Below are 26,988 nucleotides of genomic sequence, written 5' to 3'. Positions count from 1 at the left end.
TTGAGCAGAGGGGTTCTCAATCCTCCGTGCCTGGCAGTTACGAGCAGCACTCCGGGGAGTGGGCCGCGGCGTTGCTGGCCACCGGCGGCCGGGTGGGCGTCGATGTGGAATTGGTGCGCGACAAAGCCCGCCGTATCTCCACCAAATTTTTAGCAGATAACGAACTGGCGGCGGCCCAAGCAGTGGGCACCGACGCGCATTTTACGCTACTTTGGAGCGCCAAGGAAACGCTCTACAAATTGGCGGAGCGCCGGGGCCTTATTTTTAAAGAACAATTGCTGCTGGAACCGTTTGCCGCGGCCCCAGCGGGCGAAATCCCGGTGCTGCTGCGCCTGGCTGATAACCAAAGCCGGCACCGCATTTGCTATTTTCAACCGGCTGCCGGCTACGTGCTTACGCACTGCTGGGAGCCCGGGGCCCCTATTTCTATTCAATAGCCGCGCCATTTATGCCTTTCTCTTACCCGCTTACCATGTCGATTCGACGCCTTTCCATCATTGCCGCCGCCGCGCTAATCTTTTGCACGGTGGCCGTGGGCGCGGCCCGGGCCCAGGGCACCGTGGCCGATTTCAGCCTGCAAACCGCCAATAACGCCACTGTGTCGCTGAAAAGCTACGCTAGCAAAAAGGCCGTGGTGGTCGTGTTCCTCAACCCCGCCTGCGCCTACTCGCGCCTCTACCAGGAGCGCCTGGCCTCGCTGAGCAGCGGCTTCAGCGGGCGCGGGGTGCAGTTCCTATTCGTCAACGTGCCCATCAACCTCGACGCGCCCGGCGGCGCGGCCCCCGGCGAGGTGGACCTGCCCACCCTCACCGACGCCAGCCAGCAGGTGAGCGGCCAGCTGGGCATCAGCAAAACCACCGAGGCCGTGGTGCTTCAGCCCGAAGCCGGCGGCTTCGCGGTGCGCTACCGCGGGGCCATCGACGATAACCCCCAGGTGGCCAGCGGTGTGCAACAGCCCTACCTGCGCCAGGTGCTCGACAACCTGCTCGCCGGCCGCCCCGCCGGCGTGGCCGATAAGCGCGCCGCCGGCTGCCTCATCAAGCGGTAGTAGGCGAGCACCAGGGCCGGGCTGCCGGCTTTTCGCCGGCTGCCCGCTAATCGCTGGGGCCCCATGGGTTTCCTGTGAGGTCCCCAACCCGCCCGTTCAATTTAGCGCAACGATTAGCGGGCAGCCGGCAAAAAAGCCGGCAGCCCGCGCCAAAAGCCCTGTTAATCCTCGTCGTCGTCCCCTTCTTCCAACGATTCCTCCGTCAGGATTTCCAGGAGCTGGGCTACTTCGGCGGCTTTGGTGGGCTCTTGCAGCTTTTCGAAGCTCATTTGCAGGTTGCGCAGGGCCCGGCTCACGATGTCGAGGTTGGAGCAGGGCTCGAAGAAGATGTCGTTGGGCGAGAGGTTGAGTTGGCTGACGTAGTGGGCGATGTCGGTGCGCGAGAGCACCAAGCCCCGGTTGTAGCAGTTGAGGTAGAACGGCACGGCGCCCGGCAGTTCGGGCCGGAAGGTGAGCACGAACAGGTTGGGCAGGTTCACGCCGAACACGGGCAGGTGCAGGCGCTGGGCCACCAGCAGGTAGATAACGCAGAGCGCCAGCGGATTGCCGCGCTTGGTTTCAATCACGCGCTGGAGCATGGAATTGGCCGGCGAGTGGAAATGCTGGGTGTTGGCCGCAAACTTGTGCGAGCGGAACAGCACGTAGTTCAGCACCTGCACCTGGTCGGCGGGGTGCATTTCGGGCCGCATCAGCGTCCAGGCCTCGAAGCGGAGCTGCTCGATGGCGCGGTTCAGGGCCTGGTAATCGGCGTCGGGGTACTGGTAGGTATTCAGCAGCCACATGCCTTCGAGCAGGTCGGTGGCACCGGCCGCGCGCCACACGCGCAGGCGCTGCTGCAAGCCCTCAAACTGGAGGTGGTGGATGAGGTCTTCGAGGCGCTGCTGCTGCTGAGGGTCAAGGGTTTCCTCCCAGCTTTCTTCCAAAAACGGGATGATGGTTTCTCCTAAGTTCTGGATTTCGCTGTGGACCTGGGGAGCTATTTCCGGGTCGTCGAGCAGCGAGATAAGGGCTTTGATTTCTTTGTTCGTCATCGGGTGCAAAAACGGCCGCCGCTGCGGTGGCGGGGCCGAATTTAACAGCCAAAGCCGGGCTTTGTGTTCAACGCGGTGCTGACTTTAAATTAAAAATTATGAATTAAAAATTCAAAATGACGTGGCTGATACCATTGGCGGGAGGCCTTGGGTCACGTCATTTTTAATTTTTAATTCATAATTTTTAATTCGTAATTACTACCGGAACAGGTTGGTTTTGGCCACTTCCAGCAGCTCGCCGCCGCGGCCGTCCATCAGGGCTTTCAGGGCGTAGAGGCCGAAGCCGGCGGCCTGCTTGGCCTCGATGGTGGGCGGGATGCTCAGCTCCTGGCGCCGCACCACGGCATCGACCACCACGGGGCCCGGGTGGGCCAGGGCTTCGCGCAGCACGCTTTCGAGTTGGCCAGGGTCGCTCACGCGGTAGCCTTTGATGCCGGCGGCTTCGGCCAGGGCCCCAAAGTTGGGGTTATCCAGCTCGGTGCCGTACTCCAGGGTGCCGGCGGCTTTCATCTCCAGCTCCACAAAGCCGAGGGCCGAGTTGTTGAAGATGATGATTTTGACGGGCACTTTGTGCTGACGCACGGTCAGCAACTCGCTCAGCAGCATGGCGAAACCGCCGTCGCCGCACATAGCCACCACTTGGCGGCCGGGGTAGGCTAGGGCGGCGCCGTAGGCTTGCGAGAGGGCCCCGGCCATGCTGCCGTGCACGAACGAGCCCAGCAAGCGGCGGCGGCCGTTCATGTGAAGATAGCGGGCGGCCCAGATGGTGGGCGTGCCCACATCGCAGGTGAAAACGGCGTCTTCCGAAGCTATTTCGTTCAGCAAGCGGGCCACGTGCTGCGGGTGCAGCTCGGGGGCCCCAGCGTCGCCGGTGGCCAGCTCGGCGAGGTGTTCGTCGTCTTTGCGGTGGCGCTCCTGGGCGGTTTTGAGGTGGTCGGCGTCGCCCTTGGCGATGAGGTGCGGCAGCAGCTCGCGTAAGGTGGCGGCCACGTCGCCGGCTAGGCCCACTTCCACGCGGGTGCGGCGGCCGAGGTGCTCGGGGCGCTTGTCTACCTGCACCACGCGGGCATCGTCGGGGTAAAACTGGCGGTACGGGAAGTCGGTGCCCAGCATCAGGATGGCGTCGGCGTCCATCAGGGCGTGGTAGCCGGCGGGCATGCCCAGCAGGCCGGTCAAGCCCACGTCGTAGGGGTTATTCGGTTCCACCACATCTTTGCCGCGCAGGGCGTGCACCACCGGCGCCTGCAGGGCCTCAGCCACTTGAAGCAGCTCGTCGTGGGCCCCAGCGCAGCCAATGCCGGCCAGGATGGTGATTTTCTTGGAGTCGTTGAGCAGCTCCGCGGCCTGCCGGATATCGGCTGCCGAGGGCACCAGGGCGCTGTGGCGGCGCAGCGTGGGCAGGCGCACTTCCGGGGCGTCGGTTTTTAGGTAAGCCACGTCGCCGGGGATGACCAGCACGACCACACCGCCCAGGCTCAGGGCCGCCGTCACGGCCGACTCGACCATGCGCACGGCTTGGTCGGGCATGGCAATGACTTGGCAGTAGTGGCTGCACTCCTGGAACAGCCGCTCGGGGTGCGTTTCCTGGAAGTAGCCGGTGCCAATTTCTATGCTCGGGATTTGGGCCGCAATGGCCAGCACCGGCACGCGGCTGCGGTGGCAGTCGTACAAGCCATTGATTAAATGCGTGTTGCCTGGCCCGCACGAGCCGGCGCACACGGCTAAGTCGCCGGTGAGGTGGGCCTCGGCGCCGGCGGCAAAAGCGCCGCCTTCTTCGTGGCGCACGGCCACAAACTCGATGCCGTCGCGGGCCCGCAGCACGTCGGTGATGCCGTTGAGCGAATCGCCCACCACGCCGAACACGCGCTTGACCCCGGCCGCTTGCAGGGTGTCAACGATAATTTCCGCTACTGATTTTTGGGACATAATTTCTGGAATAAAGCCAACCCGTTGTACGCAACGAATACGGAAAGGGCCCGGCAAAAATTTGCGGGCCCCACTCCCCAGACATTTGCCGCGGGCTTTTCCCAGAATGGTTCGCTCGCTGCGGGCCCCAGCCCGGCTAGTCTTGCTGCGAGGGCAGGTGCTCTTGCACCGGGGCCCCGGCGCGGTGGGCCAGCTTATAGGTGAGGGCCACCACCACGTTGTTTTTGGCCGACGTGATTTGCGGGACGAACTGGCCCGCCCGGTAGGCCGGCAGGTTGTAGTTGGCTTGGTCCACGAAGCCCACTTGCAAGATGAGGTGCGCGTTGGCTTGGTAGCCCAGGCCGGCGTAGAAGCGGTTGCGCTCGAACACGGGGCCCTTGGGGTTGAGGAAAATCTCGTCGTAGGCCGAGAGGAACACCGTGCCGGCGGTGATGGTCTTCTTGTTAAGCGGAAAAAAGGCGTTGAGCCGGTAGCGGAACCGCTGGCGAAACGAGGTGCTATCGTCGCGGAACCGGAACCAGCGCTGCTCGATGCGGTAGCGGTGCTCCAGCTTGAGGCGGTGCGAAAATTGGGTGAGGACTACTTGCTCCCAGAGGCGTTTTTCCACGTTCAGGGGGCCCTGGCCGAGGTCGCGGTAGTCGGAGGTGGTGTAGCGGCCGCCGCCCAGCAGCACCGTGAAGTTGGGGTCGATGTCGTAGCTCAAACCCGCTTTCAGCTCGTTGTAGAAGTAGTGGTGGAACACGGCATCGGTGCGGGCCTGGGCTTCGGCGTAGCCACCCCACTTGTGCTCGGCGCTGCCCGGCAACTGCACCGTAGCAATGAACCAGCTGCCCCAGGGCTGGGCCGGGTTGGCCGGCGTTTGGGCATGGGCGGCGGGGCCCGCCCGCGGCCGCGGCCAGCAGCAGGCCGCAAAAAACGAGTTTGTTCATCCGAAAAGCGGAGGATTGGCAACGGCTCCCGGCCTTTCCCCGCCCGCAAAGGTACCCGCCCCAGCAGCGCGGCGCCCAGCTTTTCTTAACAATAACTTCACATTGGCAGCTGGCAGCAGCGCTAGCTGAACCGTGCCAGCGCAGCTAGTGCAGCAAGGCGTGCACCATGGCAGCGGTGCTGCGCCAGGTAACGGCGGGGTGCAGCGCAGTTACGTAGGCCACGTGCGGCAGGGCCCCCACAACGTCGAGCCCCACGGCCGCCACGGGCAGCAGTGCGTACGCCCACCACGGGTGCGGGAAGCGCGGCGCCAGGCCCTGCGTGAGGGCTCGCCAGGCCGCGTGCATCCGGCTGCGGTAGTGCCAGCAGATCAAGAAGATGAGGCCGAGGTAGAACACCAGCCGCCACTGGAGCGCCGGCAGAATTTTCAGGTACGTCAGGTCCACCACGAGCACGTTGGCCGCGATGGGCAGCAGCACCAGGGCCCCCACCAGCGCCGTGCGGTGCCAGAGCAGCAGCAGGCCCGCCACAATTTGGGAGTAGCCCACGAAGGACTTAAACGGCTCCTGGCCAAACAGGTACCACGACAGCTTGAACAGCCCCAGCTGTTGCACCGGCTGCGCCAGCTGCGCGGGCACGAGGCCAAACTGCGCGCCCGTCAGCTTGGCGTAGCCGTAGCTGATGAACGTGCCCGCCAGCAGCACCCGCGCAGCCAGTATCATGTAATCCCAAACCTGGGCTCTCGTAAGGTTGCGCACGGCAGTAGGCATTAAAGTGGGCCGGGCTGGCGGCTACTCGCCGGGGCCCCGGCGGCGCCGCGGCGGCGCAGGTACCACGCCGCCAGCAGCCCCAGGGCCCCCACGGCGGTGCAGACGCCCGCCCACAGCAGGAAATTGTAAGCGTCGGTGTAGTACCGGTAGCCGGCGGTGTAGGCAAACAGTACCAGCCCCACCCCCTCCCACAGCGGCGCCTGGGGCCCCGGCACCGGCAGCAGCGCCGGGCGGCCCACCAGCACGCGCAGGGTGGGCCAGTCCCAGGCCAGCAGCAGCGCATTGGCCAGCAGCATCAGCCCGGTGATGACGGGCGTCCCGCCAAAATCGTACGAAAGGGTGATGACGAAAATGTTGGCAATGATGGGCAGGAACAGCAGGGCCCCCAGCGTGGCGAAGCGCTGCGTGAGCAGCAGAAAACCCGCCAGGCACTGCGCCCCGCCCAGAAACTGCCAGTAGAGCCCCGATTGGTACAGGGTCTCAAACAGGTGCATGGCGCTGTGAATGGGGTCGGCCGCCCCACTCAAGCGGGTGAAGCGGTGGCCCTTCATCTTAACCAAGCTGGCGAACACAAACGCCCCGCCCAGCAAGTACCGGGTGTACACGACGGCGAGTTGAAGCCACACCCAGCGCCGCGCCGCTTCGATGATGTTCCGCATGGCGGGGGCCCTAGCGCACCAGCTGGCCCAGCGCCGTGCCCGCGAGCGTGGCCTTGGCGCTGTCGGCGAAGTGGTAGCGCAGTTGGGGAATGACCACGTTGCTGATGGACAATTCGCCGCGGCGGCGCACGTCGAGGTCGGCGGCGGCAATGTGGTTGCTGCCGTTCAGGTCGAGGGCCGCGCCGCCGGGGCCGCTGCCCACTTCGGCGCGCAGGTAGCGCAGGGTGTTGCCAGCCAGGAACACGCGGCTGGTGCGGTGCTGGCGCAGCACCAGGCTGTCCTGCGCAAAGTTTTCCACCACCACGCGGCCCAACGTGCCGTTTTTATCGGTTTGCGGCTTGCCGTCCAGCTCGTACACAGCGTCGGTCGTCAGGCTGTCCAGCCGCGGGCAGGTGATGAGGAGCGTTTCGCGCTGCCCCCAGTACTGGCGCTGCCCCTTAAAATGGGCCGTGACCACCAGCTGCCCGCCCTGCTGGGCCACGTGCACCTCGCTGGCCACGTCCTTGTTCAAGCGCACGCCGAAGGGACCCCGCACGATTTTCACTTGCAAGGCCGTGGCCCCGGGCACGCTCACGCTGGTGAAGTTCTTGAAGTCCAGCGCCGTGAAGTTGTGCAATGGGTCTTTGTAATTGCCGGTGCGGTACTCGGCCTGCAGGCCCATGTTGAACGCCGTGAGCGAGGCCAGCAGCAGCACCGCGGCCGCCAGCACCCATTTGTTACTGTTTTTCATCGGTGGTAGCGGGAATGAGGGCGGCTTGCCCGGCCTGAAATTGTTGGTAGCGCTGCTGCAACTCGTCGAACCCAACGCCCAGCAGCGAAATCGTGTTGAAGAACCCCGGCAGCTCCTGTTGCAGAAACCGCTCGCGGCGGAACTGCTTCACCCGGGCCTCGGCGTCGGGGGACACAAAAAAGCCGATGCCGCGCTTGTTATACACCACGCCCTGGTTTTGGAGGAATTCGTAGGTCCGCATCACGGTGTTGGGGTTCACTTGCAGCTCGCTGGCCAGGTCGCGCACCGACGGGATTTTCTCGTCGGGGCCCCAGGGCTGGCGCAAAATCTGCTCGCTCACGTACCCGGCTATTTGCAGGTAAATGGCCTCGTTGTCTTTGAATTCCATGCTTACAGCTGTTTTTCCGTCAGGCGCAGGTACGTGGCCCGCCACAGCAGCGCCGCCAGCACCAGCGGCAGCAGGATGTACCACTGGGCCTGCGCCTCGGGCAGGCTAACGCGGTAGAAGCCCGTAGCGTCGTTGAGGGTGATGCCGCTGAAAGGCGAGGCCATTTGCAGCTTGTCGCCGGCGAAAGCCTTCACCACCTGGTAGTTGGCCGCCACCAGCACCACGGCCAGTACCAGGGCCCCAAACGCGGTTTTGAGGAAGTGGTTCTTCTCGAAGAAAATGGCGCCCCACAGGGCCCCGGCGTGCAGCGCGGCGTAGTAGAAGTAAATCTCGTAGATTTTCTGGGCGTCGAACAGGTGGAACAGCTCCTTGGGCCGGCCGTACCAGTCGTCGGCGCTCACCATCAGCCAGTCCACCAAATAGAAGGCAGCGGTGTACACCACGCTAAAAATCAAGAACGAGTACACCCAGCCCACCAAGTATTTCTCCAGCTGCGAGGCCGGCAGCGTGAGGGCCACCGTGGCCTGCTTGGGGGCCCCGTACTGCGCAAAAATGCCGGCTGTGAACAGGGCCCCCGCCGCCAGTAGCCCCAGCATAAACAGCATGCCCTGGATGGTGGTATTCAGCACGTTCATGTACACCACGAAGCCCAGCACCAGCCCAATGCCGCCTGCCAGCACGGCCGTAGCCATGGCGTAGCTGGGCAGAAACTCGGCCGTGTGCCGGCGGAACAAGCGGCTAAACCGCGAGAAACTAAACAGCTGGCTCATGGCGGGCGGGGGTTGCGTTTAAGTAGTTGACCACGGCCGGGTTATCGCCGGCCACGGCGTTGAAGAGCAGTTCCAAATCGACCTTGCCGTAGGACCCGCCCAGGTTGGGGCGCACCACCTGGCGGCCGCGCACCGAGGGCTCGGCGTACAGGGCCCCCGCGGTGTCGGCCGGGCCAGCGGTGCCGAAGGTGAGGCGCTCGGCCAGCTGATCGAGGTCGGCGTTGAGCACGATTTCGCGGTTGTGCACCACCAGCACGGTGTCGATGAGGCTGTCCAAATCGCGCACCTGGTGGGTCGAGATGATCATGCAGCGGTCCTCGCTCAGGGCCCCGGCCAGGGTTTTGCGGAACTGCACCTTGGAAGGAATGTCCAGGCCGTTGGTGGGCTCGTCGAGCACCAGCAGGCCGGTGTTGGCGGCCAGCGCGAAGGCAATCATGAACTTCTTCTGCTGCCCGAACGAGAGCTTCGGCAGCTTCGTTTGGCGCGGCACCTCCAGCTCGGCTAGGTAGCGGTGGAACTGCACCTCGCTGAACTTGGGGTAGAAGCCCGCCGTGTGGGCCACGAACTGGTCGGCCGTGAGGGCGGGCGCGTGCAGCTCCTCGGGCAGAAAAAATAGGTCTTCGAGCACCACCGGCAGCCGTGCCGCCGCCGGGTGGCCGTTCACCTCGCAGGTGCCCGCCTGCGGAAACGCCAGCCCCACGATGTTCTTGAGCAGCGTCGATTTGCCCGCCCCGTTCTTGCCCAACAAGCCGTAGATGTGGCCCCGCTCCAACGTCAGGCTCAGGTTTTCAAACAGCGGCACCCGCCGCGAGTACCCAAAATGGAGGTTTCTGATGCGCACCATGTGTCTGTTGTTTTAGTGTACTAATGATCTAGTACACCACAAACATAAGTAAGCTTATTGATATTCGGTTCTCGCGATACTGAAATATTTTTCGGCTATGAAAAAAGCCGCTTCACCAGCGGCTTTTATTCTTCAGCCTGCTTGAGAATAGCATGTACAAGCTGCTCACTTAACCGAAAGTTTGTGGCTCGCACAGCTTCTAGTAGCGGCTTAATAGCCAGGATAAGGCCGCGCTTTTTTGCTTGGATGAGCAAGCCCAGCGTACCCGTGACGGTCAGTTGCAGCCGCTGGGCCACCTGCCGGCCCCGCCGCTCGTCTATAATAAGCAAGCATTCCGCCTGTTCCAACGCCAGCGCGATGGCACTGGCCTCGCCCCGATCCAGCGTAAGGGCCAGGAGTTGCAGTTGCCGGGCATCTTGCACGGCTTGCACCGTTACCCATTCCGGGAGCGGCAGCCCGTATTCCTCGGCCACAATATCTGTCACTACAATGCGGCCGAAAAGCTGTTGCAGTAGCGCCAGGGCCTCAATCTTCTCCAGCAGAATCAGGCAGCTGGCATCAGCAATGATAACGGGCGGCATTCTGCACGTCGTTTAGCAATTCTTCTTCCGTCAAATTAAACACCGACACGCCGTAGTTGCCCAGCAGTTCCATGAAGGTGCGCTTGCTATAGCCGGCCATCTCGGCCGCCTGCCCCAGCGTCACCTTGCCCTGCTCATACAGCCGCGTAGCCAGCAGCATGGTGGCTTCCTTGGCGTCAAGGTCCAGCGAATCAGGCAAGTACAAGGTGAGGGTCTGCATAGCTTATCTGGTGGAATTGGTTCTCTAAGTTACGATAGGGCCGGTGGCGTTGCGGCATACAGTAGGGACGCAGCGATGGTGTTCTTGCCTGTGCCGTGGTAGCCGGCGAGGAAGTAAAGGGTACTGACTCCCCTACTGGTTGTAATACTTCAAGTACCTATTTGGATTAGCCGACTGGAATATTTCCTGCCATGCAGGTAAAGCAACAGCCGTTTCCCATGTATCGTCATCAAATATTATCCAACTTTCTGCTTCTTCTGACAATTGCTTTAACTGAATAATTATTTGTTCGTCAATGAATTTACGACCGTAGCTAGCTGGTCCCTTGAACATCGTGTACCATAGGACATATTCTAAGTCGTCCATCCAACCAGCATAATAAGCTTCTTCCGAAAGCTCGCTCATGAAGTCGCACAATGCTTGTTGTTTTTCATTCAATAAACTCATAATCACTAAAGATTACACCTGGATAACTCCCACGTTGTACGCCTTCTCAATCGGAGCGTGGTTAGCCGCTGCAATTCCTTCTGAGATGATTTTGCGGGTTTCGAGCGGGTCAATCACGGCATCGACCCACAAGCGGGCCGCTGCATAGTAGGGCGATAATTGCTCCTCGTAGCGGGCTTTGATGCGGTCGAGGAGTTCCTTCTCGGCCTCGGGGGTAATTTCCTGGCCTTTGGCTTTTAGGGAGGCGACTTGGATTTGCAACAGGGTGTTGGCGGCTGCCGCGCCACTCATTACGGCTAGTTGTGCTGTCGGCCAGGCCACGATGAGGCGCGGGTCGTATGCCTTGCCGCACATGGCGTAGTTGCCGGCGCCGTAGCTGTTGCCGATGATGACCGTGAACTTGGGCACCACGCTGTTGGCCATGGCGTTCACCATCTTCGCGCCGTCTTTGATGATGCCGCCCTGCTCGCTGGCCGAGCCCACCATGAAGCCCGACACGTCGTGCAGAAACACCAGCGGAATGCGCTTCTGGTTGCAGTTCATGATGAAGCGCGCCGCCTTGTCGGCCGAGTCGGAGTAGATGACGCCGCCCATCTGCATGCCGGTTTTCTTACTCTTCACGATTTTGCGCTGGTTGGCCACGATACCCACGGCCCAGCCGTCGATGCGCGCCAGCCCGCAGATGAGCGTCTGGCCGTAGAGGTCCTTGTAGGGCTCGAATTCGGAGTTGTCCACCAGCCGATTGATGAGCTCCATCGTGTCGTAGGGCTTGGCGCGGTCGGCGGGCAGCAGACCGTAAATCTCCGCTTCGGGCAGCGCGGGCGCGGCGGGCGCCTTGCGGCTGAAGCCGGCCGTGGGCAGGGCCCCCAGCTTGTCGAAAATGTTGCGGATGTGGTCCAGCGCCTCCTCGTCGGTATCGAACTTGTAGTCCGTCACGCCCGACACTTCGGAGTGCATGGCCGCGCCGCCCAGGGCCTCATTATCGATGGTTTCGCCGATGGCCGACTTCACCAGGTACGAGCCGGCCAGAAACACCGAGCCCGTGCCGCTCACAATCATCGCCTCGTCGCTCATAATGGGCAGGTAGGCGCCGCCGGCCACGCAGGGCCCCATGATGGCCGAAATCTGCACGATGCCCAGGCTGCTCATCACCGCGTTGTTGCGGAAAATGCGGCCGAAGTGCTCCTTGTCGGGAAAAATCTCGTCCTGCATGGGCAGGTACACGCCGGCCGAATCAACGAGGTAGATGATGGGCAGGCGGTTTTCGAGGCTGATTTCCTGGGCGCGCAGGTTTTTCTTGGCCGTGATGGGAAACCAGGCGCCGGCCTTCACGGTGGCGTCGTTGGCCACCACCACGCACTGCCGGCCCTGCACGTAGCCAACCACCACCACCACGCCGCCGCCGGGGCAACCGCCTTCCTCCTGGTACATGCCCTCGCCGGCAAAGGCCCCAATTTCCACCTGCGCGGCGCCCTGGTCGAGCAGGTAGGCAATCCGCTCGCGGGCCGTGAGTTTGCCCTTGGCCTTGTGGGCGGCGATGCGCTTTTCGCCCCCGCCGAGGGCCACGCGGGCCAGCCGCTGGCGGAGCTGAAAGGTGAGTTGCTTGAGTTGGTCTTCGTTGCGGTTGAACTCGACGGTGGGCGACATGGGGTGGGATTTGGTACGGGAGGGGGCACAAAAAAATCCGCCCGGAGGCGGATTTCAAAGGTACGGCTGGGGCGTGGCAAGGAGGAAAGCTGGCCCTATCTGTCATCCTGAACGCAGTGAAGGATCTGAGGACAGTGGAACAATAAACAGTAATCATTTACTGCAAACCATTCCGCCGTTATCAGATCCTTCACTGCGTTCAGGATGACAGCCCTTCCATTAACTCCTGGGGCCCTACTTCAGCGCTGGCGAGCTTTCCACCTTCTTGGTTTCGGTGGTCACGGTGCCATCGGGGCTCTTGGTGGTTTCCTTCTTGGTTTTGTCTTTGCCGCCGCCGAACACCGAGAAGTGCACGTAGCGCTTGGGGTTCTCCTTGAAGTCCACCAGCAGCGAGTTGGTGCTGGCCGAGGTAGCGGTCAGGTTGTTGTAGAGCGTCGAGTCGTTGAGCAGCATGCCCATCGAGCCGCTCTTGTCATTCAGGGCCTTGTTGAGGCCAGCCACAGTGGTTTGGGCTTCGGCCATGGTGGCGTTGAGGCGGCGCACGGCCGAGCCCACGGGAGCGTTTTTCAGCGAGTCGGACAGCTGGCTGAAGTTAGCGGCGATTTTGTCCAGCTTGCCGGTGCTGCCGTTCAGGGCCCGGGTGAGGCGGGCCATGTTGGTGGTGATTTCGTTGATGTTGCGCTGGTTCTGAATGATCAGGTTTTTCAGCGCCTCCGAGCTACCCTGGGCATTCAGCAGCGTGGCCTGGATGCTGGTTTTGGCGTCCTTGTTCAAAAAGCCGTTCAGGCGCAGCAGCGTCGAGTCCACGGTGCCGATCAGGGGCAGCGCCTTGGCCTGGAAGGCGTCGGTGATGCTGGACACGGTGAACGACTTCAGCTCCTCACCGCCGGTAAAGGTTTTGCTGTTTTTGCCCATGAACAGGGTAATGGTTTTTGTGCCCAGCAGCGAGCCGGACAGGCTGGCCACGGTGGAGTCGCCCACCACGATGCCTTTCTCCAGCTCCACGGTGGCCTTCACCTTGTTGCCCTCCTCGGGCATCAGCTCCAGGTTTTTCACCTGGCCCACCTTGATACCGTTGAATACCACCGGGGCCCCAATGTTGAGGCCGTCGACGCTGGCGTACTTGGCGAAGTACGTGTGGCTACTGGAGAGCACGTTGGAGCCACGCAGGTAGTTGAAGCCCACGAATAGCACCACGAGGGCCACGAGGGCCAATACGCCCACTTTTATTTCTTTAGATAGCACGGAGGGGAGAGTTAGAATGCACAGGGAAACGGTTGATACGCAAATACGAAGGCGGCGGATTAACCCGGCCGGGGCCCCGCCACGCTAGTCGTCGGCCGCGTCGGCCGGCGAGCCTTCCAGTTCGCGCTTGTAGGCGCGGAAGGCGCGGAAGATGCCCGCGGCCATATACGTCTGGTTGGCTTTATCGTTGAGGTAACGCTCTTCGGTGGGGTTGGTGAGGAAGCCCGACTCGATGAGCACCGAGGGCATGGTCGATTTCCAGAGCACGATGAAGCCGGCCTGCTTCACCCCGCGCGAGGCCCGGCCCACATCGCGGCGCAGGGCCCCGTCCACGCGCTGGGCGAAGCGCAGGCTGTTGGTGACGTAGGCCGATTGGAACAGCGAAAACAGGATGTGGCTCTGGGGCGAGCGGGGGTCGAAGCCGTCGTAACGTTCTTTATAGTCAGACTCTTGCAGAATAACGGAGTTCTCGCGCTGGGCCACGCCCAGGTTGGCCGTCGATTTGTGCAGGCCCATCGTCCACACCTCGGTGCCGTGGCTGTCGCGGGACGCCGCGTTGCAATGGATGGAAATAAAAAGGTCGGCGTGGCGGCGGTTGGCAATGGCGGCACGCTCGTCGAGTTCCACAAACACGTCGGTTTTACGGGTATAAATCACCTTCACCTCGGGCATACTTTGCTCGATCTGGCGGCCCAGGGCCAGCACCAGGCCCAGGGCCACGTCTTTCTCGCGGGCCTTGAGGCCGTGGCAGCCGGGGTCTTTGCCGCCGTGGCCGGCGTCGAGCACCACCGTGCGCATACGGTAGCGCGCCAGGGCCGGGGGGCCGGCCGCGGGCCGGGAAGGAGCCGGGGCCGCGGCCAGCAAGAGCGCGGCACCGGCCAGGGAAGCAATAATCCGCACGTTGTTCGTTGAGGTCGGGTAGCAACCCGCTACCTTTGTAGAAGCCTCAAAAGTAACCGAATTGCCCGCTACATCCCACGTTCTTCGCTGCTGCGCTGCGCTTTGCCGGCGGGTGGGCCCTGCCGGCGGGGCCCTGCGCGGGCTGGCGCTGGCCTGGCTGCTGCTGAGCGCCGGCGCGGCCCTGGCCCAGCGCGCGCCCACGGCCAACCCCGACTCCATTCCCGGGCAGCGGCCGGGCAGCGTGCCCATGCCCCCGGTGCGCGTGATGTCGCCCGACCCCACCCTGCCCCAGGGCCCCCCGCCCCCTGGCACCACCAATCCCGGCCAGCACAGCATTCCCGCCACTTCCAACAAGCCCGTGGCCGGCATCCCCGACAGCGTGCTGGTGAAGCAGGCCCAGCAGGATTCCATCAAGCTGGCCGCCAAGCCCCGGGGCCCCATCGAAACCACGGTGCACTACGTGGCCAAGGATTCGATTCAGTTCGACGTGGCCCGCAAAGAGGCCCGGCTCTACAACAAGGCCGACGTGAACTACGGCGCCATGGACCTTAAGGCGGCCCTGATTACCATCGACTACGCCGGCCACGTGATGACGGCCGAGGGCCGGCGCGACTCAGTAAAGCACAAGGTGGTGGACAAGCCCGTATTTAAGGACGGGGCGGGGCAGTACGCGGCGGGCAAAATTGCCTACAACTTCCAGAGCAAGCGCGGCAAGATCACCGAAACCGTGACCCAGCAGGGCGAGGGCTACGTGAGTGCCCAGAGCATCAAGAAAGCCGCTAACAACGACCTGTTTGGGGTACGCGGCCGCTACACCACCTGTAACCTGGAAAACCCGCACTTCTACATCCAGGCCACCAAAATGAAGGTGATTCCGGGCGACAAGGTGGTGACGGGGCCCTTCAACCTGGTGATTGGCGACGTGCCCACGCCGCTGGGCTTTTTGTTCGGCTTCTTCCCCATGCCCGACAAGAGCCGGGGCTCGGGCGTCATCATCCCCACCTTCGGCCAGGCCCAGGACCGCGGCTACTACCTCACCAACGGCGGCTACTATTTCGCGCCGAACGACAACATTGGCGTGCGCCTTACCGGCGATATCTACGCCGGCAACGCCCAGTCTTTCGGGGGCTACGGCGCCACGGCCGACGTGAGCTACCTGAGCCGCTACAACTACCAGGGCGCCTTCAACTTCCGCTATACTAACCGCCCCCCTACCCAAATCCTGTCCTCGTCGTCGCTGAACACCAGCTTGGAATACGTGAAGCCGGTCGCGGCCCAAACGTTCTGGATCAGCTGGAACCACACGCCGGTGGCCCGGCCCGGCGGGGGGCGCTTTTCGGCCAGCGTGCAGGCCGGCAGCCAAACTTACCAGCGCACCAACAGCCTGACGGCACGCACATTTCTTTCGCCCACGTTCAGCTCCAGCATATCGTACACGAAACAGCTGCGCTACTTGCCCATCAACTACAGCGTGAAGCTGAGCCAGAGCCAGAACACGCAAACCGGCGTCATGGCCTTCACCCTGCCCGACATCAGCGTGGGCGTGGCCCGGCAGTACCCCTACCAGTGGTTTGGGCTCAAGGCGCGGCCGTTCTACGACCAGATCAGCATCAGCTACAACCTGGTGGCCCAGAACCAAATCACCAACACCGTGGCCGCCCGCTCCCTCGACGGCAGCGTGCCGCTGCTGGGCGGCTCCACGGCCAGCAGCACCCTGCCCATTAGCTTCGGCAACATTGGGGCCCTGCTGCGCAACGCCCAGAACGGCGCGCAGCACCAGTTCGGCATTTCACTAGGCTCGTACACCTACAAGGCCATCCACATCAGCCCGGGCTTCAACTACGGCGAAACCTGGTACGCCCAGCGCCTCGACTACAACTACATCGACCGGGCGCAGGCCGTGCGCATCGACACCATCCACGGCTTCAGCCGGGCCTACTCCTACTCGGCCAACCTTAGCCTAAACACTACGTTCTACGGCACGCTGGTGCGCAAGGGCACCCACAAAATTCAGGCCCTGCGCCACAAGGTCACGCCCAGCCTGAGCTACTCTTACTCGCCCGACTTATCCCGGGGCTCGGCGTTCCAGCAGCTCAGCTTTGGCCGCGACGTCAACGGCGCCCCCATCCTGGACGGCAACGGCAACTACATTTCCCCCCTGCGCGGCTCGAACGGCCAGTTCCTCGACCCGCGCTACTACTCGCGCTTTCAGGGCTCGCTGTATGGGGCCCCCAGCTCGGGCGCGGTGCAGCAGATTGGTTTCTCGCTGCAAAACGCGGTGGAGATGAAGGTGCGCGACGACAAGGACACCACGGGCACCAACCCGGTGAAAAAAGTGAGCCTCATCGACGGGCTGGACTTCAACGGCTCTTACAACTTCCTGGCCCCGGCGTTCCAGCTGTCGCCCCTCACGGTGTCGTTCCGCACCCAGGTGGCCCGCAAGCTCAGCCTCATTTCCAACGCCACCTTCGAGCCCTACCAGCGCGACAGTTCTGGGGCCATGCTCAACCGCTACCTGTTCCAGCAGGCCGGCCACCGTAAGCTAGCCCGGCTGGCCGCGGCCAGCTTCACCACCAGTTACGCCTTCAACCCTACGTCGGGCAAGAAGCGCAGCGTGGTGCCGCGCCAAGTAGCTCCAGCTAACGACCCCGCCCTGGGCAGCGTGGGGGCCCCGGCCCTGTACGCCGACTACGTGGACTTTGACATTCCGTGGACGCTGAACTTGAACTTCACCGCCGGCTACATCACCAACGCCATTCCCCTCCAACAGCGCATCCTCGACGCCCGGCTGCTGCCCACCAGCGTGGCCCTTGTGCAGTCGCCGCTCCGGGCCTCGCTTACGGCCTCGGGCGATGTCAAGCTCACTGAAAACCTTAAGCTGGTCTACAACACGGGTTTTGACTTTGCCACCAAGCAGACCACCATCACCACCATCAGCTTTTTCCGCGACCTGCACTGCTGGCAGGTGGCCGGGCAGTGGACGCCCTTTGGCACCTACCGGGGCTACAATTTCACGATTTCGGCCAAGAGTAGCCTGCTCCAGGACCTGAAATACAACCGCAACCGCAACGTGCAGTATCAGTAGGGCCCCGGGTTCGGGCGCGCCGTGCCACCTTTGCGCCCCCACCCGCCCCCAACTGCCCTGCCATGTCTGTCGCCCAATCGCAGCACAAAGAAATTAAGCTCGTCACTACCCACCAGATGCTGGCTATGAAGCAGCGCGGGGAGAAAATCTCCATGCTCACGGCTTACGACTTCTCGATGGGCCAGATCCTGGACGGGGCGGGCATCGACGTGCTGCTCGTGGGCGACTCGGCTTCCAACGTGATGGCCGGCCACGAAACCACCCTGCCCATCACCCTCGACCAGATGATTTACCACGCCCAGAGCGTGGTGCGCGGCGTGAAGCGCGCCTTCGTGGTCGTGGACCTGCCGTTTGGCTCCTACCAGGGCAACAGTTCGGAGGCCCTGCGCTCGGCCATCCGCATCATGAAGGAAGGCGGCGGCCACGGCGTGAAGCTCGAAGGCGGCGCCGAAATCAAGGATTCCATCACCCGCATCCTCACCGCCGGCATCCCCGTGATGGGCCACCTCGGCCTCACGCCCCAGAGCATTTACAAGTTCGGCACCTACTCGGTGCGCGCCAAGGAAGAAGACGAGGCCCAGAAGCTGCTCGAAGACGCCCGCCTGCTCCAGGAAATCGGCTGCTTCGCGCTGGTGCTCGAAAAAATACCCGCCGCCCTAGCCAAGCGCGTGGCCGAGGAACTCACCATCCCAGTCATCGGCATCGGCGCGGGCCCCGACGTGGACGGCCAGGTGCTGGTGGTGCACGACCTGCTCGGCATCACCAAGGAGTTCAAGCCGCGCTTCCTGCGCCGCTACGCCGAGCTGCACGACATTATGACCGAAGCCGTGCAGCACTACGTGGCCGACGTGAAGAGCCGCGACTTCCCCAGCAAAGAAGAAGGTTACTAGGCCGCCGGGGCCCCGTCCCAAAAACTTGCCTTAATTTTACCCGCCGCCCGGCCCCGCATCATCGGGTGCGCTAGGCGCGTAGGCCGCCGCGATGCGGCCACTATTTTGGTATTTGTGGGGAGCAACGCCGGGCATCAGCGCCGGGCGCGGGCCTTTTTGTTGGTTCGGGGACCGGTGCAGTCCCCGCTTTTTTCCGAGTGACTGCGTGAACCGTCCGAATATTTGGGCCGAAGGCCAGGAGATTATTTTTGAAGATAACCACTTGCTGGTCATTAACAAACCCGCCGGCCTGCTCGTGCAGGGCGACGCCACCGGCGACGAACCCCTCTCCAAAAAAGCCGCCGAGTACCTGAAATTCAAGTACAAGAAGCCCGGCGAGGCCTTCGTGGGCGTGTGCCACCGCATCGACCGGCCAGTGAGCGGCATTGTGGTACTGGCCAAAACCAGCAAGGCCCTGAGCCGCCTCAACGAGATGTTCCGCGACTCGCTGATGACCAAGACCTACTGGGCCCTCACGGGCAAGCCGCCCGTGCCCGAAAGCGGCACCCTGGTGCACTGGCTGGTGAAGGACACGATTCGAAACGTGACGAAGGCCTACCCCGAAAAGCACACCCAGGGCCTGCGCTCCGAGCTGCACTACGAGCTGCTGGGGCCCGCCGCCAACCGCTTTTTGCTGAAAATAAACCCCGTCACGGGCCGCCCCCACCAGATTCGGACGCAGCTGGCCACCGGTCTGGGCACGCCCATCCTTGGCGATGTGAAGTACGGCTACATTGCCCCGCTGCCCGACGTAAGCATTGCCCTGCACGCCCGCCAGCTCCAGCTCCAGCACCCCGTCACGAAAGAGGCCATGACTTTCGTGGCGCCCCTGCCTGACGCCCCGCACTGGGACCCGGCCCGCGAGTTGTTCTGCTAAAAACCGCCCCACACCCGGCGGCGGCTTGGGGCCCCAGCGGGCAGCGCAAACGGTTATTGCTAAATAACCTTTGCTAATAATAACCGCGCTACGTGCAAGATTTGGCGGTTTTTACTTCCGCGAAGTTCAAGCTGGGGCCCTGGCCGTAATTTTGTTATTGAAGCCGCTGAACCAACCGCCGGGCATATTGCTTGTGCCGTCGATTCACGTTCGCTACACCTTATGGCCATCCTTGTTTTCTTCGTTGCCCATTATTACTTATCGCTGTTCACGCAGACGTTTTACCTGCACCGTTACGCGGCGCACAAGATGTTTACGATGAACAAGTTCTGGGAGCGGTTCTTCTTCTTGTTCACCTACATCTGCCAGGGCAGCAGCTTCCTCTCGCCGCGGGCCTACGCCCTGCTGCACCGCATGCACCACGCCTACTCCGACACGGCGCTGGACCCGCATTCGCCGCACTTTTCGAACAACGCGTTCGACATGATGTGGAAGACCAAGAACATCTACAACGACGTAGTACATAATAAGCACGAAGAGGCCAAGCGCTTCGAGGGCGACATTCCGGAGTGGAAGTCGCTGGAGGCGTTCGGCGGCACGGTGTACTCGCGCCTGGGCTGGGGCACGGCTTACGTGCTGTTCTACATCAATTTCGCCACCGCGTGGTGGCAGTACCTGCTGCTCCCAATTCACTTCCTGATGGGCCCCATCCACGGCGCCATCGTGAACTGGGGCGGCCACAAGTACGGCTACCAAAACTTCGACAACCACGACAAGAGCAAGAATACCCTGGCCCTGGACTTTCTGGCCTTTGGCGAGCTGTTCCAGAACAACCACCACAAGCTGCCGATGCGCGTGAACTTCGGCGTGAAGTGGTGGGAGCTGGACCCCACCTACTCGGTCATCTGGACCCTGGACAAGGCCCGCATCATCAAAATCAAGCGCAAAAACGTGCAGCCCAAGCAGCGCGTTAAAAAGGTAGCTGTACCGGCGTAGCCCGCTGGCTACCAAAAGCAAAAAGAGAGGGCCCCTTCCGTGGAAGGGGCCCTCTCTTTTTGCTTTTGGGGCCTGTTCGAGTTGATAGTTGTCATTCCGACGAAGGAGGAATCTGAGAACAATATTTAAAAGGTTTTACCCAGATTCCTCCTTCGTCGGAATGACAACTATCAACTGGTTGAACAGACAATTTATTAGGGCCCCGGGGCCTTAATGCTACTTCTGCAACACCAGCACGCCGTTCAGCAAAAAGCTATTGCCGGACGCCACGAGGTTGTACACGGGCTGCACGCCGCCGGCGTACTCGCGCGTGCGGAGCACGGTGTGGGGCTCGTAGAGGCCGGTGGCGGCGTTTAGGCAGAGGATTTCGTCGCCCAGCGCCACTTCGCCGGCGGGCTTGGGGCCCGTGCGGGTGGGCAGCGGGTGGTTGGGCGTGGCCTCCAGCACCTGGCTAGTGAGGTGTGCGTGGGTGGCGTTGGGGCCCACCTGGGCGCGCACGGCCACCACATCGAGCCGGGTGAGGGCGTAGTTCTGGGCGGCGTGCGCCACCAGCTCCTGCACCTCGGCGGAGGCGGGCTGGTGAGTCACGGGGTCGAGGGTCAGGATTTGGTCGCCGGGCTGGATGGCGTGCAGCGGGCGGTGGCTGCCGTCGGCCAAGGCCACCAGCTGGTGGCCGGGGAAGCAGATATCGCTGCCGTAGGTGCCGGCCTCAGCGTGCAGGTCCTTGCCCTGGTTCAGGTTCTTGAACTGTTGGTAGCTCATTTCCTTCGACAGCACGTAGGACAGCTTCAGCACGAAGTTTTTCTCCTGCTTGTCGATGGCGTGGATGTCCTCGAAATACTTCTCCCACACCTTGCCGTCGGCCGTGAAATCGGGCAGCAGCGCTTGGTAGCGCTTGCCGGTTTCGGTGGTGTAGAACACCATCGTCCCGATTTCCTGCATCCCAGTTTTGGCAACCAGCTTGTACAGGTCGATACGCTTTTTCAGCCCGTCGTCGCCGGTGATGAAGTACGGTTTACGGGCCTCGTAGCGGTCGAGGATGTAGGCGTTGTCGAACTTGACGTAGCTCTCCGCGTCCAGGTCCTTGATTTGAAAGGCTTTGGCTTTCGTGTATTCGTCGAGCGTGAGCGGGCGCGGATTGGTTTGGGCCAGGGCCCCGCCACTGCCACCGAGCAGCAGCCAGCCGGCGGCCAGCAAAGAATTACGCATTCAATAAGGAAAAAAGTAAAGGAAAAGTCGGCGCGGGGCCCCGGCTACGAAACCTGCGTGAAGGCCGCGGCGAAGGCCTGCATCTCGTCCATGCGCCCGATGCTCACGCGGCACCACTGCTGGTTGTTGAACTCCCAGTTGCGGATGCTCACGCCGCGCTTGCCCATTTCCTCCACGAAGCGCTTGCCGTCCATCTTGAGCGGAAACATCACGAAGTTGGTCGCCGACGGGATGTAATCGTACCCCTCGCGCTTCAGCAAGTCGTACAGGAATTGCTTGGACGCCAGCGTTTTCTTCAGCGCGTCCTGCATGTAGGCCTGGTCCTGGAAGCTCACCACGGCTGCCCGCACCGCCGGGGCCGAGATGCTCATGGGGCCCACCGCGTACTTGCTGAGTGCCACAATGGTGTCGGGCTGGGCCACGAGATAGCCCACCCGCAGCCCGGCAAAACCGTAGAGCTTGGAGAACGTGCGGGCCACCATCACGTTCTGGCCCTGCTTCACGGCGTCCATCAGCGAGGCCGCGCGCGGGTCGGGGAGGTAGTCGATGTATGCCTCATCGACGAAAATGGGTACTTTTTGCGACACCCGAGCGGTGAAGGCTTTCAGCTTGGCTGCGTCGAGCACCGTGCCGGTTGGGTTGTTGGGGTTGCAGATGTACACCAGCGCCGTGCGCGCGTCCACCTTTTTCTCCATCGCGTCGAGGTCTAGCTTGTAGTCGGCCGTGAGCGGCACGGCCACAATGGGCGACTTAAACTTCTCCGCCTTGCGCGGCAAATCGGCGTACGACGGGTCGCCGGTGATGATGCCCCCCTGCTGCCCGAAGTGCATGGCCGCGGCCAGCAGCAGCGGGCTCGACCCGGCGTCGAGCATGATGTGGGCCGGCGTGAGGCCTTCGTAATCCGCGATTTTCTGAATCAGCTCCCGCGACTGCATCGGGTACTGGTAGCAGCTCGTCACCGATTCCAGGATGGCCTGCTTGGCTTTGTCCGAGGGCCCAAACGGGTTTTCGTTGGCCGACAGCCGCGCGTTGAGGGGCCCCGGGGCCGCCAGCAGCGCCTGCTCGTCGGTCAGTGCCTCGGCCAGCGGCGCTGGGGCGGCGGGTGCGGCCAGGCGCGGGGCGGCCAGGGCCTCCAGGCCCGTGGGCAGCAGTGAGACGCTGCCAGCCAGCAGCGCGCCCGATTTCAGCCAGTTGCGGCGGTTCATGAGAGAAGCCATGCGAGTAGGGATTTGGTGCAAATGATTTGTTTTTAATGAAGTATGCTCAGCTCTTGACCGTGGGGTAGCTCACGCGCTGCTCGCTGAGGCGGCTGTGCACGGCCGCCACCACGCTCCGGGCCGACTCGAATGCGCCAGCCATCCAGGCAGTGAGGTAAGTGGTGTGCTCACCGGCGAAATACACGTGGCCGTCGGGCTTCAATAAAGCTTGGTAGTGCGTTTGGCGCTCTTCGGGAGAATACAGGGCCCAGCCGCCCAGGCTGTAGGGCTGCTTCTGCCAGCTCACCGAGAACGACTGCTCGAACTCCTTGGGGTACTGCGGGTGAATGAGCTGACCCTTTTGCAAGGCCAACTGCTCGCGCTGGGCATAGGTCAGCTCGCCCACGCGCTGAGCTTTCTCGTTGAAATTGTAGTACCCGATGAGGATGCCCTTCTGGCTGAGGTAGTCGTACGACGGGTAAAAGATCTGCGTCAAGTCGTTGTTGGTGTGCGTAATGCCGCCAAAGATCTGCTCATCCTCTTCCCAGAACCGCCGCTTGAATTGCAGCCCGATTTTACCCGTCTGGATGTAAGGCACGGCGTCGATGGCTCGGCTCACGTCAGACGAGAAGTTGTGGCTTAAGTTGCTGAGCACCGGCAGCGGCACCGTGCAGATGCACAGGTCGGCGGCCAGCTCGTGGGGCCCCTGCGCGTCCTTATAGGTGATTTTGACGCCCTCGGGCTGGTTCTGAATGTTCGTCACTTCGGCGCCCAGCTTCAGGCAATCGGCCACGCGGCGCTCCAGGGCCCCGGCAATGCGGTCCATGCCCCCCACGGCCTGGAACATGGTCATTTGCAGCTCGTAGGTGTACTCAGCTACGTTGTAAAAGTCCGGGTCGAGCAGGCCCGAACTTACAATGTCGGCCAGCCGGTGCGGGTCGCCCACCTTGCCAGCGTGGTTGCCAGCCCCGGGGCCCTCGGCGTAGCCGCGCCGCGCCGATGCCTTGTAGGCCTTGTCGATGTCGAGGCCGCCCTCGGCGCGCAAGTACTCCAGCACCTTGGCGGCGTCTTCGGGCGTGAGGGCGGTATCTACCTGGTGCTGGCTCACAGCCTTGGCCAGCAGCTCGTTCATATAGCCGCGCATGTCGTTGTGCACCTCGCGGGCCCGCACCTTTTTGTTCGACAGGGGCCCCTTGCCCTCGGCAAAGTAGTAGCTGCCCTCGTTCACATTGTTGTACACTTCCAACGGCACGCCCAGCTCCTTGCAATAGTGCATAGTGAGCTGGTGGTGGTGCGGAATGCGCGAGGGCCCCGCATTGAAGTACAGTCCCTTATCGAAGCCTGCCGCGTGCCGGGGATTCTGGGTTTCGGCAGTACTACTGCCCCCGCGGACGCTCCAGCAGCGCCCGCCGCTGCGCTCACGCGCCTCGAGAATGGTGCAGCGGTAGCCCAGCTTGCGCAACTCGTAGGCGGCCGTCATGCCGGCCAGGCCGCCGCCCAGCACCACCACGTGCTTGCCCTGGCCGTGGCCCGCCTGCAAGGCAAAGGCGTGCGCGGGGGCCCCGGGCAGCAGGCTCAGGGCGAGCATGGCCGGGTAGGCGCCGGCCCCCAGCACGGCGCTCTTCTTTAGGAAATCCCGCCGGGAAAGTTGATTCTTCATTAATCTACCCACACTGATTCGCCCCAAAATTTAAGGGTAATTTTTCATTATTTACATATCTATGTAAATAATGCCCTCGTTAATAAGGGTCACTTTACTTCGTTTTATACATAAATTGGTTTAATGACCCTGTTTTTTTATACCAGCTATTTCCTGGTAGGTCGCCATTTTTAGGGGCCCCAGGCGACATATTTATTACTGGAGGATTCCACGGTTTGCCGCCTTTTCGTGCGTACCTTTGCGGGCCCAAATATTTTCAACCAAACGCACGAGTTGCGTTGCACAACCCCCAAGGTTTATGGCAGTTAAAATCCGCCTCGCCCGCCGTGGCCGTAAAAAGGCCGCGACTTACGACATCGTAGTAGCTGACGCCCGCTCGCCCCGCGACGGCCGTTTCATCGAGAAACTCGGCACCTACAACCCCAACACCAACCCCGCCACCATCAACTACGACGCCGACCGCGCGTTTTACTGGATGATGACCGGCGCCCAGCCCACCGACACGGTGCGCGCCATGCTTTCGTACCGCGGCGTGCTCTACCGCCGTCACCTCCAGTTGGGTGTCGACAAAGGCGCCCTCACCCAGGACGTGGCCGACCAGCGCTTCGCTGATTGGAAAACCGACAAGGACAGCCGCATCGAAGGCAAGCGCACCGGTTTGGTGGACGCCAAGTCCGACGCCCGCACCGCTGCCCTGGCCGCCGAAACCAAGGTGAAAGAGGCCCGCAGCGAAGCCCAGCGCCAGAAGCAAGCCGCTGCTTTGGCCGCTGCTGCTCCGGCCCCGGCTGCTGCCGAAACCGAGACGACCGAAACCGCCGAAGTATCGGCCGAGGACGCCGCTTAGTTTTTGCCGCCTAGCGACTGAAAAGTCCGGCAGTTGTTGTCCGTCCGGGCAGCGGCTGCCGGATTCTTTTTTCACCCCTTTTTCGCCCGCCATGCTCCCCGACGAAACCTACCAGCTCGGCAAAATCACGAAGCCCCACGGCCTGCGCGGCTTCGTGGCCGCCGATTTTGACGTGGACGACACCACCGCGTACCAAAAGCTGAAAACCGTGTACCTGGCCCTGCCCGGGGCCCCCACCAAGCTCGTGGCCCACGCCGTGGAGAAAGTGCAGCCCCAATCGGGCACCCGCGTGCTGCTCAAGCTCCAGGGCATCGAGCGCATCGAGGAAGCCGAGCCGCTGCGCAACGCCACGCTGCACCTGCCCCTGGAGGCCCTGCCCGCCCTCGGTGACGACCAGTTTTACTACCACGACGTCATCGGCTTCACCGTCATCGACGAGGCGCTGGGCGAGCTGGGCGTGGTCGAGAATTTCTACGAGCTGCCCCAGCAGGACATGCTGGCCATGCGCTACCAGGGCCACGAGGTGCTGGTGCCCGTGGTGGACGAAATCGTGCTGCGGGCCGACACGGCCGCCCGCCAGGTGTTTGTGCGCCTGCCCGACGGCTTGCTCGACATCTACCTCGCCCCCACGACCCGCCAGCAGGACGAGGGCGACGAACCCGCGTAGCCCCGGGGCCCCACGATGCGCATCGACATCATCACCTGCCAGCCCGAGCTGCTGGCCAGCCCCTTCGCCCATTCCATCGTGAAGCGGGCCCAGGACAAGGGCCTGGCCGAAATCCACGTGCACGACCTGCGCCGGCACGCCATCAACAAGCACGGGCAGATTGACGACTACGTGTTTGGCGGCGGCGCCGGCATGGTGCTGCGCGTGGAGCCCATTGCGGCCTGGCTGGACGAGCTGCTGGCCCAGCAGCCCTACGACGCCGTGATTTACCTCACGCCCGACGGCGAAACCCTGCGCCAGCCGCTGGCCAACCGCCTGTCGCTGCTCACCAACGTCATCCTGCTCTGCGGCCACTACAAGGGCATCGACGAGCGCCTGCGGGCGGCCTACATCACCCACGAAATCAGTGTGGGCGACTACGTGCTGAGCGGCGGCGAGTTGGGGGCGGCCATCCTGGTCGATGCTGTGGTGCGGCTGTTGCCCGGCGTGCTGGGCAATGAGGAATCGGCCTTGTCCGACTCGTTTCAGGACGATTTGCTGGCCCCACCCGTGTACACCCGGCCCGCCGAGTGGCGCGGCCAAGCGGTGCCCGCCATCCTGCTATCGGGCAACACACCGCTCATTGAGGAGTGGCGCCATGCCCAGGCGCTGGCCCGCACCCAGGCCCGGCGGCCCGATTTATTGGGTGATTCCGAGGAAAAACTGGGCCCCGGCCCGGTTTTTCCGTAGATAACGCCTTATCTATCCGCCTCATCTGCTACGCATTTGCTATCGTGCACTAGAATCCTTATCTTTGCGCTCCGTTTCGTAAAATCAATCCGGGCCGGCGGCGCCGTCCCTTCGCAATTTCTTTCGCCATGAGCGTACTACTCGACTTTATTAATGCCGAAGCGCAGGAGCGCCGCGCCAGCTTCCCGCTCTTCGCCGCCGGCGACACCGTGAACGTTCACGTGAAAATCCGCGAGGGCAACAAGGAGCGCGTCCAGCAGTTCCAGGGCGTGGTGCTTCAGCGCCGCAACCCGAGCTCGAACGGTGAAACCTTCACCGTGCGCAAGATCTCGAACCAGATCGGCACCGAGCGGATTTTCCCCCTGCTCTCGCCCAACATCGACAAAATTGAGGTGATCCGCCGCGGCAAAGTGCGCCGCGCCCGCCTGTTCTACCTGCGTGGCCTCTCGGGCAAGCAAGCCCGTATCAAAGAGCGTCGCTTGAACGCCATCAAGCCCGTAGCCGCCGCTTAAGGCAGCTCTGGTTATTTAGCAAGCCGGCCTTTTCCCCACGGAGAAGGCCGGCTTTGTTTGTTCCCCGCGGAGAATAAACAAAGACGGCCCACGGTTGGGGCCCCTATAAAAGCAAGAAGGCCAGCCCCCCGTGCGGGGGCTGGCCCTTCTT

Annotated in this window: 27 protein-coding genes and 1 pseudogene; 10 read left to right on the top strand and 18 right to left on the bottom strand. The window is 62.6% G+C overall.

Going from position 1 to position 26,988, the window contains the following annotated elements:
• A partial coding sequence (locus BEN49_RS19515; RefSeq protein WP_204376169.1) for a 4'-phosphopantetheinyl transferase family protein occupies window positions 1–437 on the top strand: 437 nt, incomplete at its 5' end.
• Between the two features lie 35 nt (window positions 438–472).
• Complete coding sequence (locus tag BEN49_RS19510; protein ID WP_083326269.1) at window positions 473–1,048, top strand: redoxin domain-containing protein; 576 nt, start codon at window positions 473–475, stop codon at window positions 1,046–1,048.
• A 161-nt stretch (window positions 1,049–1,209) separates the two neighbouring features.
• Here BEN49_RS19510 and BEN49_RS19505 read toward each other — a convergent pair whose 3' ends face one another.
• The 15 genes and pseudogenes from BEN49_RS19505 to BEN49_RS19435 form a co-directional block, all read right to left on the bottom strand.
• The gene (locus tag BEN49_RS19505; protein ID WP_070746107.1) at window positions 1,210–2,079 is read right to left on the bottom strand and encodes a transglutaminase-like domain-containing protein; all 870 of its coding nucleotides are present in this window, start codon (window positions 2,077–2,079) and stop codon (window positions 1,210–1,212) included.
• 198 nt (window positions 2,080–2,277) lie between these two features.
• Window positions 2,278–4,005, bottom strand: a complete 1,728-nt coding sequence (gene poxB / locus BEN49_RS19500; RefSeq protein ID WP_070746106.1) for a ubiquinone-dependent pyruvate dehydrogenase — start codon at window positions 4,003–4,005, stop codon at window positions 2,278–2,280.
• A 136-nt stretch (window positions 4,006–4,141) separates the two neighbouring features.
• Window positions 4,142–4,828 (bottom strand): annotated as a pseudogene (locus tag BEN49_RS19495) (DUF2490 domain-containing protein); the annotation flags it as partial.
• 250 nt (window positions 4,829–5,078) lie between these two features.
• The gene (locus tag BEN49_RS19490; protein WP_070746105.1) at window positions 5,079–5,702 is read right to left on the bottom strand and encodes a DoxX family membrane protein; all 624 of its coding nucleotides are present in this window, start codon (window positions 5,700–5,702) and stop codon (window positions 5,079–5,081) included.
• Window positions 5,702–6,361, bottom strand: coding sequence for a hypothetical protein (locus tag BEN49_RS19485; RefSeq protein ID WP_070746104.1), 660 nt, complete (start codon window positions 6,359–6,361; stop codon window positions 5,702–5,704). Before BEN49_RS19485 ends, BEN49_RS19490 begins: the two co-directional genes overlap by 1 nt.
• A 10-nt stretch (window positions 6,362–6,371) precedes the next feature.
• Complete coding sequence (locus tag BEN49_RS19480) at window positions 6,372–7,091, bottom strand: hypothetical protein (RefSeq protein ID WP_070746103.1); 720 nt, start codon at window positions 7,089–7,091, stop codon at window positions 6,372–6,374.
• Complete coding sequence (locus tag BEN49_RS19475) at window positions 7,078–7,479, bottom strand: GntR family transcriptional regulator (RefSeq protein WP_070746102.1); 402 nt, start codon at window positions 7,477–7,479, stop codon at window positions 7,078–7,080. Before BEN49_RS19475 ends, BEN49_RS19480 begins: the two co-directional genes overlap by 14 nt.
• A gap of 2 nt (window positions 7,480–7,481) precedes the next feature.
• Window positions 7,482–8,249: a hypothetical protein gene (locus BEN49_RS19470; protein WP_070746101.1), complete on the bottom strand. Its 768-nt coding sequence runs from the start codon at window positions 8,247–8,249 to the stop codon at window positions 7,482–7,484.
• On the bottom strand, window positions 8,233–9,093 hold the full coding sequence (locus BEN49_RS19465; protein ID WP_070746100.1) for an ABC transporter ATP-binding protein: 861 nt from the start codon (window positions 9,091–9,093) through the stop codon (window positions 8,233–8,235). The genes BEN49_RS19470 and BEN49_RS19465 overlap by 17 nt, the downstream gene beginning before the upstream one ends.
• Window positions 9,094–9,218: 125 nt before the next feature.
• The gene (locus BEN49_RS19460; protein WP_070746099.1) at window positions 9,219–9,674 is read right to left on the bottom strand and encodes a PIN domain-containing protein; all 456 of its coding nucleotides are present in this window, start codon (window positions 9,672–9,674) and stop codon (window positions 9,219–9,221) included.
• Entirely contained in the window at window positions 9,652–9,894 is a 243-nt protein-coding gene (locus BEN49_RS19455) for a UPF0175 family protein (protein WP_070746098.1), read from the bottom strand. Before BEN49_RS19455 ends, BEN49_RS19460 begins: the two co-directional genes overlap by 23 nt.
• A gap of 132 nt (window positions 9,895–10,026) precedes the next feature.
• Window positions 10,027–10,341, bottom strand: coding sequence for a hypothetical protein (locus BEN49_RS19450; protein WP_070746097.1), 315 nt, complete (start codon window positions 10,339–10,341; stop codon window positions 10,027–10,029).
• A gap of 12 nt (window positions 10,342–10,353) precedes the next feature.
• Window positions 10,354–11,988, bottom strand: a complete 1,635-nt coding sequence (locus BEN49_RS19445) for an acyl-CoA carboxylase subunit beta (protein WP_070746096.1) — start codon at window positions 11,986–11,988, stop codon at window positions 10,354–10,356.
• 234 nt (window positions 11,989–12,222) lie between these two features.
• Window positions 12,223–13,233: an MlaD family protein gene (locus BEN49_RS19440; protein ID WP_070746095.1), complete on the bottom strand. Its 1,011-nt coding sequence runs from the start codon at window positions 13,231–13,233 to the stop codon at window positions 12,223–12,225.
• An 84-nt stretch (window positions 13,234–13,317) separates the two neighbouring features.
• A complete protein-coding gene (locus BEN49_RS19435; protein ID WP_239692019.1) occupies window positions 13,318–14,133 on the bottom strand; it encodes an N-acetylmuramoyl-L-alanine amidase family protein in 816 nt (271 codons plus the stop codon).
• 112 nt (window positions 14,134–14,245) lie between these two features.
• On the opposite strand from BEN49_RS19435, the gene BEN49_RS19430 reads away from it, so the two are divergent.
• From BEN49_RS19430 to BEN49_RS19415, 4 genes are all read left to right on the top strand, one after another.
• Window positions 14,246–17,218: a putative LPS assembly protein LptD gene (locus tag BEN49_RS19430; protein ID WP_070746094.1), complete on the top strand. Its 2,973-nt coding sequence runs from the start codon at window positions 14,246–14,248 to the stop codon at window positions 17,216–17,218.
• Between the two features lie 62 nt (window positions 17,219–17,280).
• Window positions 17,281–18,108: a 3-methyl-2-oxobutanoate hydroxymethyltransferase gene (gene panB, locus BEN49_RS19425; RefSeq protein WP_070746093.1), complete on the top strand. Its 828-nt coding sequence runs from the start codon at window positions 17,281–17,283 to the stop codon at window positions 18,106–18,108.
• Between the two features lie 205 nt (window positions 18,109–18,313).
• Window positions 18,314–19,024 carry an RluA family pseudouridine synthase gene (locus BEN49_RS19420; RefSeq protein WP_070746092.1) on the top strand — a complete coding sequence of 237 codons (711 nt, stop codon included), beginning with the start codon at window positions 18,314–18,316 and terminating at the stop codon, window positions 19,022–19,024.
• Window positions 19,025–19,246: 222 nt separating this feature from the next.
• Window positions 19,247–20,020 carry an acyl-CoA desaturase gene (locus BEN49_RS19415; protein ID WP_070746091.1) on the top strand — a complete coding sequence of 258 codons (774 nt, stop codon included), beginning with the start codon at window positions 19,247–19,249 and terminating at the stop codon, window positions 20,018–20,020.
• Window positions 20,021–20,236: 216 nt separating this feature from the next.
• Here the strand turns inward: BEN49_RS19415 and BEN49_RS19410 are convergent, their stop codons facing one another.
• The 3 genes from BEN49_RS19410 to BEN49_RS19400 are packed head-to-tail and all read right to left on the bottom strand — an operon-like array spanning window position 20,237 to window position 24,085.
• Window positions 20,237–21,229, bottom strand: coding sequence for a Hint domain-containing protein (locus tag BEN49_RS19410; protein WP_083326263.1), 993 nt, complete (start codon window positions 21,227–21,229; stop codon window positions 20,237–20,239).
• A 44-nt stretch (window positions 21,230–21,273) separates the two neighbouring features.
• Entirely contained in the window at window positions 21,274–22,446 is a 1,173-nt protein-coding gene (locus BEN49_RS19405) for a pyridoxal phosphate-dependent aminotransferase (protein ID WP_070746089.1), read from the bottom strand.
• A 46-nt stretch (window positions 22,447–22,492) separates the two neighbouring features.
• Window positions 22,493–24,085: a flavin monoamine oxidase family protein gene (locus BEN49_RS19400; RefSeq protein WP_070746088.1), complete on the bottom strand. Its 1,593-nt coding sequence runs from the start codon at window positions 24,083–24,085 to the stop codon at window positions 22,493–22,495.
• Window positions 24,086–24,383: 298 nt separating this feature from the next.
• Here BEN49_RS19400 and BEN49_RS19395 point away from each other — a divergent pair, with 298 nt between their 5' ends.
• The 4 genes from BEN49_RS19395 (at window position 24,384) to rplS (ending at window position 26,837) form a co-directional block, all read left to right on the top strand.
• A complete protein-coding gene (locus BEN49_RS19395; RefSeq protein WP_070746087.1) occupies window positions 24,384–24,929 on the top strand; it encodes a 30S ribosomal protein S16 in 546 nt (181 codons plus the stop codon).
• Window positions 24,930–25,020: 91 nt separating this feature from the next.
• A complete protein-coding gene (gene rimM / locus BEN49_RS19390; protein WP_070746086.1) occupies window positions 25,021–25,596 on the top strand; it encodes a ribosome maturation factor RimM in 576 nt (191 codons plus the stop codon).
• A gap of 15 nt (window positions 25,597–25,611) precedes the next feature.
• Complete coding sequence (gene trmD / locus BEN49_RS19385; RefSeq protein ID WP_070746085.1) at window positions 25,612–26,325, top strand: tRNA (guanosine(37)-N1)-methyltransferase TrmD; 714 nt, start codon at window positions 25,612–25,614, stop codon at window positions 26,323–26,325.
• Window positions 26,326–26,453: 128 nt separating this feature from the next.
• Window positions 26,454–26,837: a 50S ribosomal protein L19 gene (gene rplS / locus BEN49_RS19380; RefSeq protein WP_070746084.1), complete on the top strand. Its 384-nt coding sequence runs from the start codon at window positions 26,454–26,456 to the stop codon at window positions 26,835–26,837.
• Window positions 26,838–26,988: the final 151 nt, after the last annotated feature.

The organism is Hymenobacter coccineus, from assembly GCF_001816125.1.
GTDB classification, from domain to species: domain Bacteria; phylum Bacteroidota; class Bacteroidia; order Cytophagales; family Hymenobacteraceae; genus Hymenobacter; species Hymenobacter coccineus.
The sequence above is the reverse complement of the archived record's forward strand: the minus strand, read 5'-3'. Positions and strand labels throughout refer to the sequence as shown.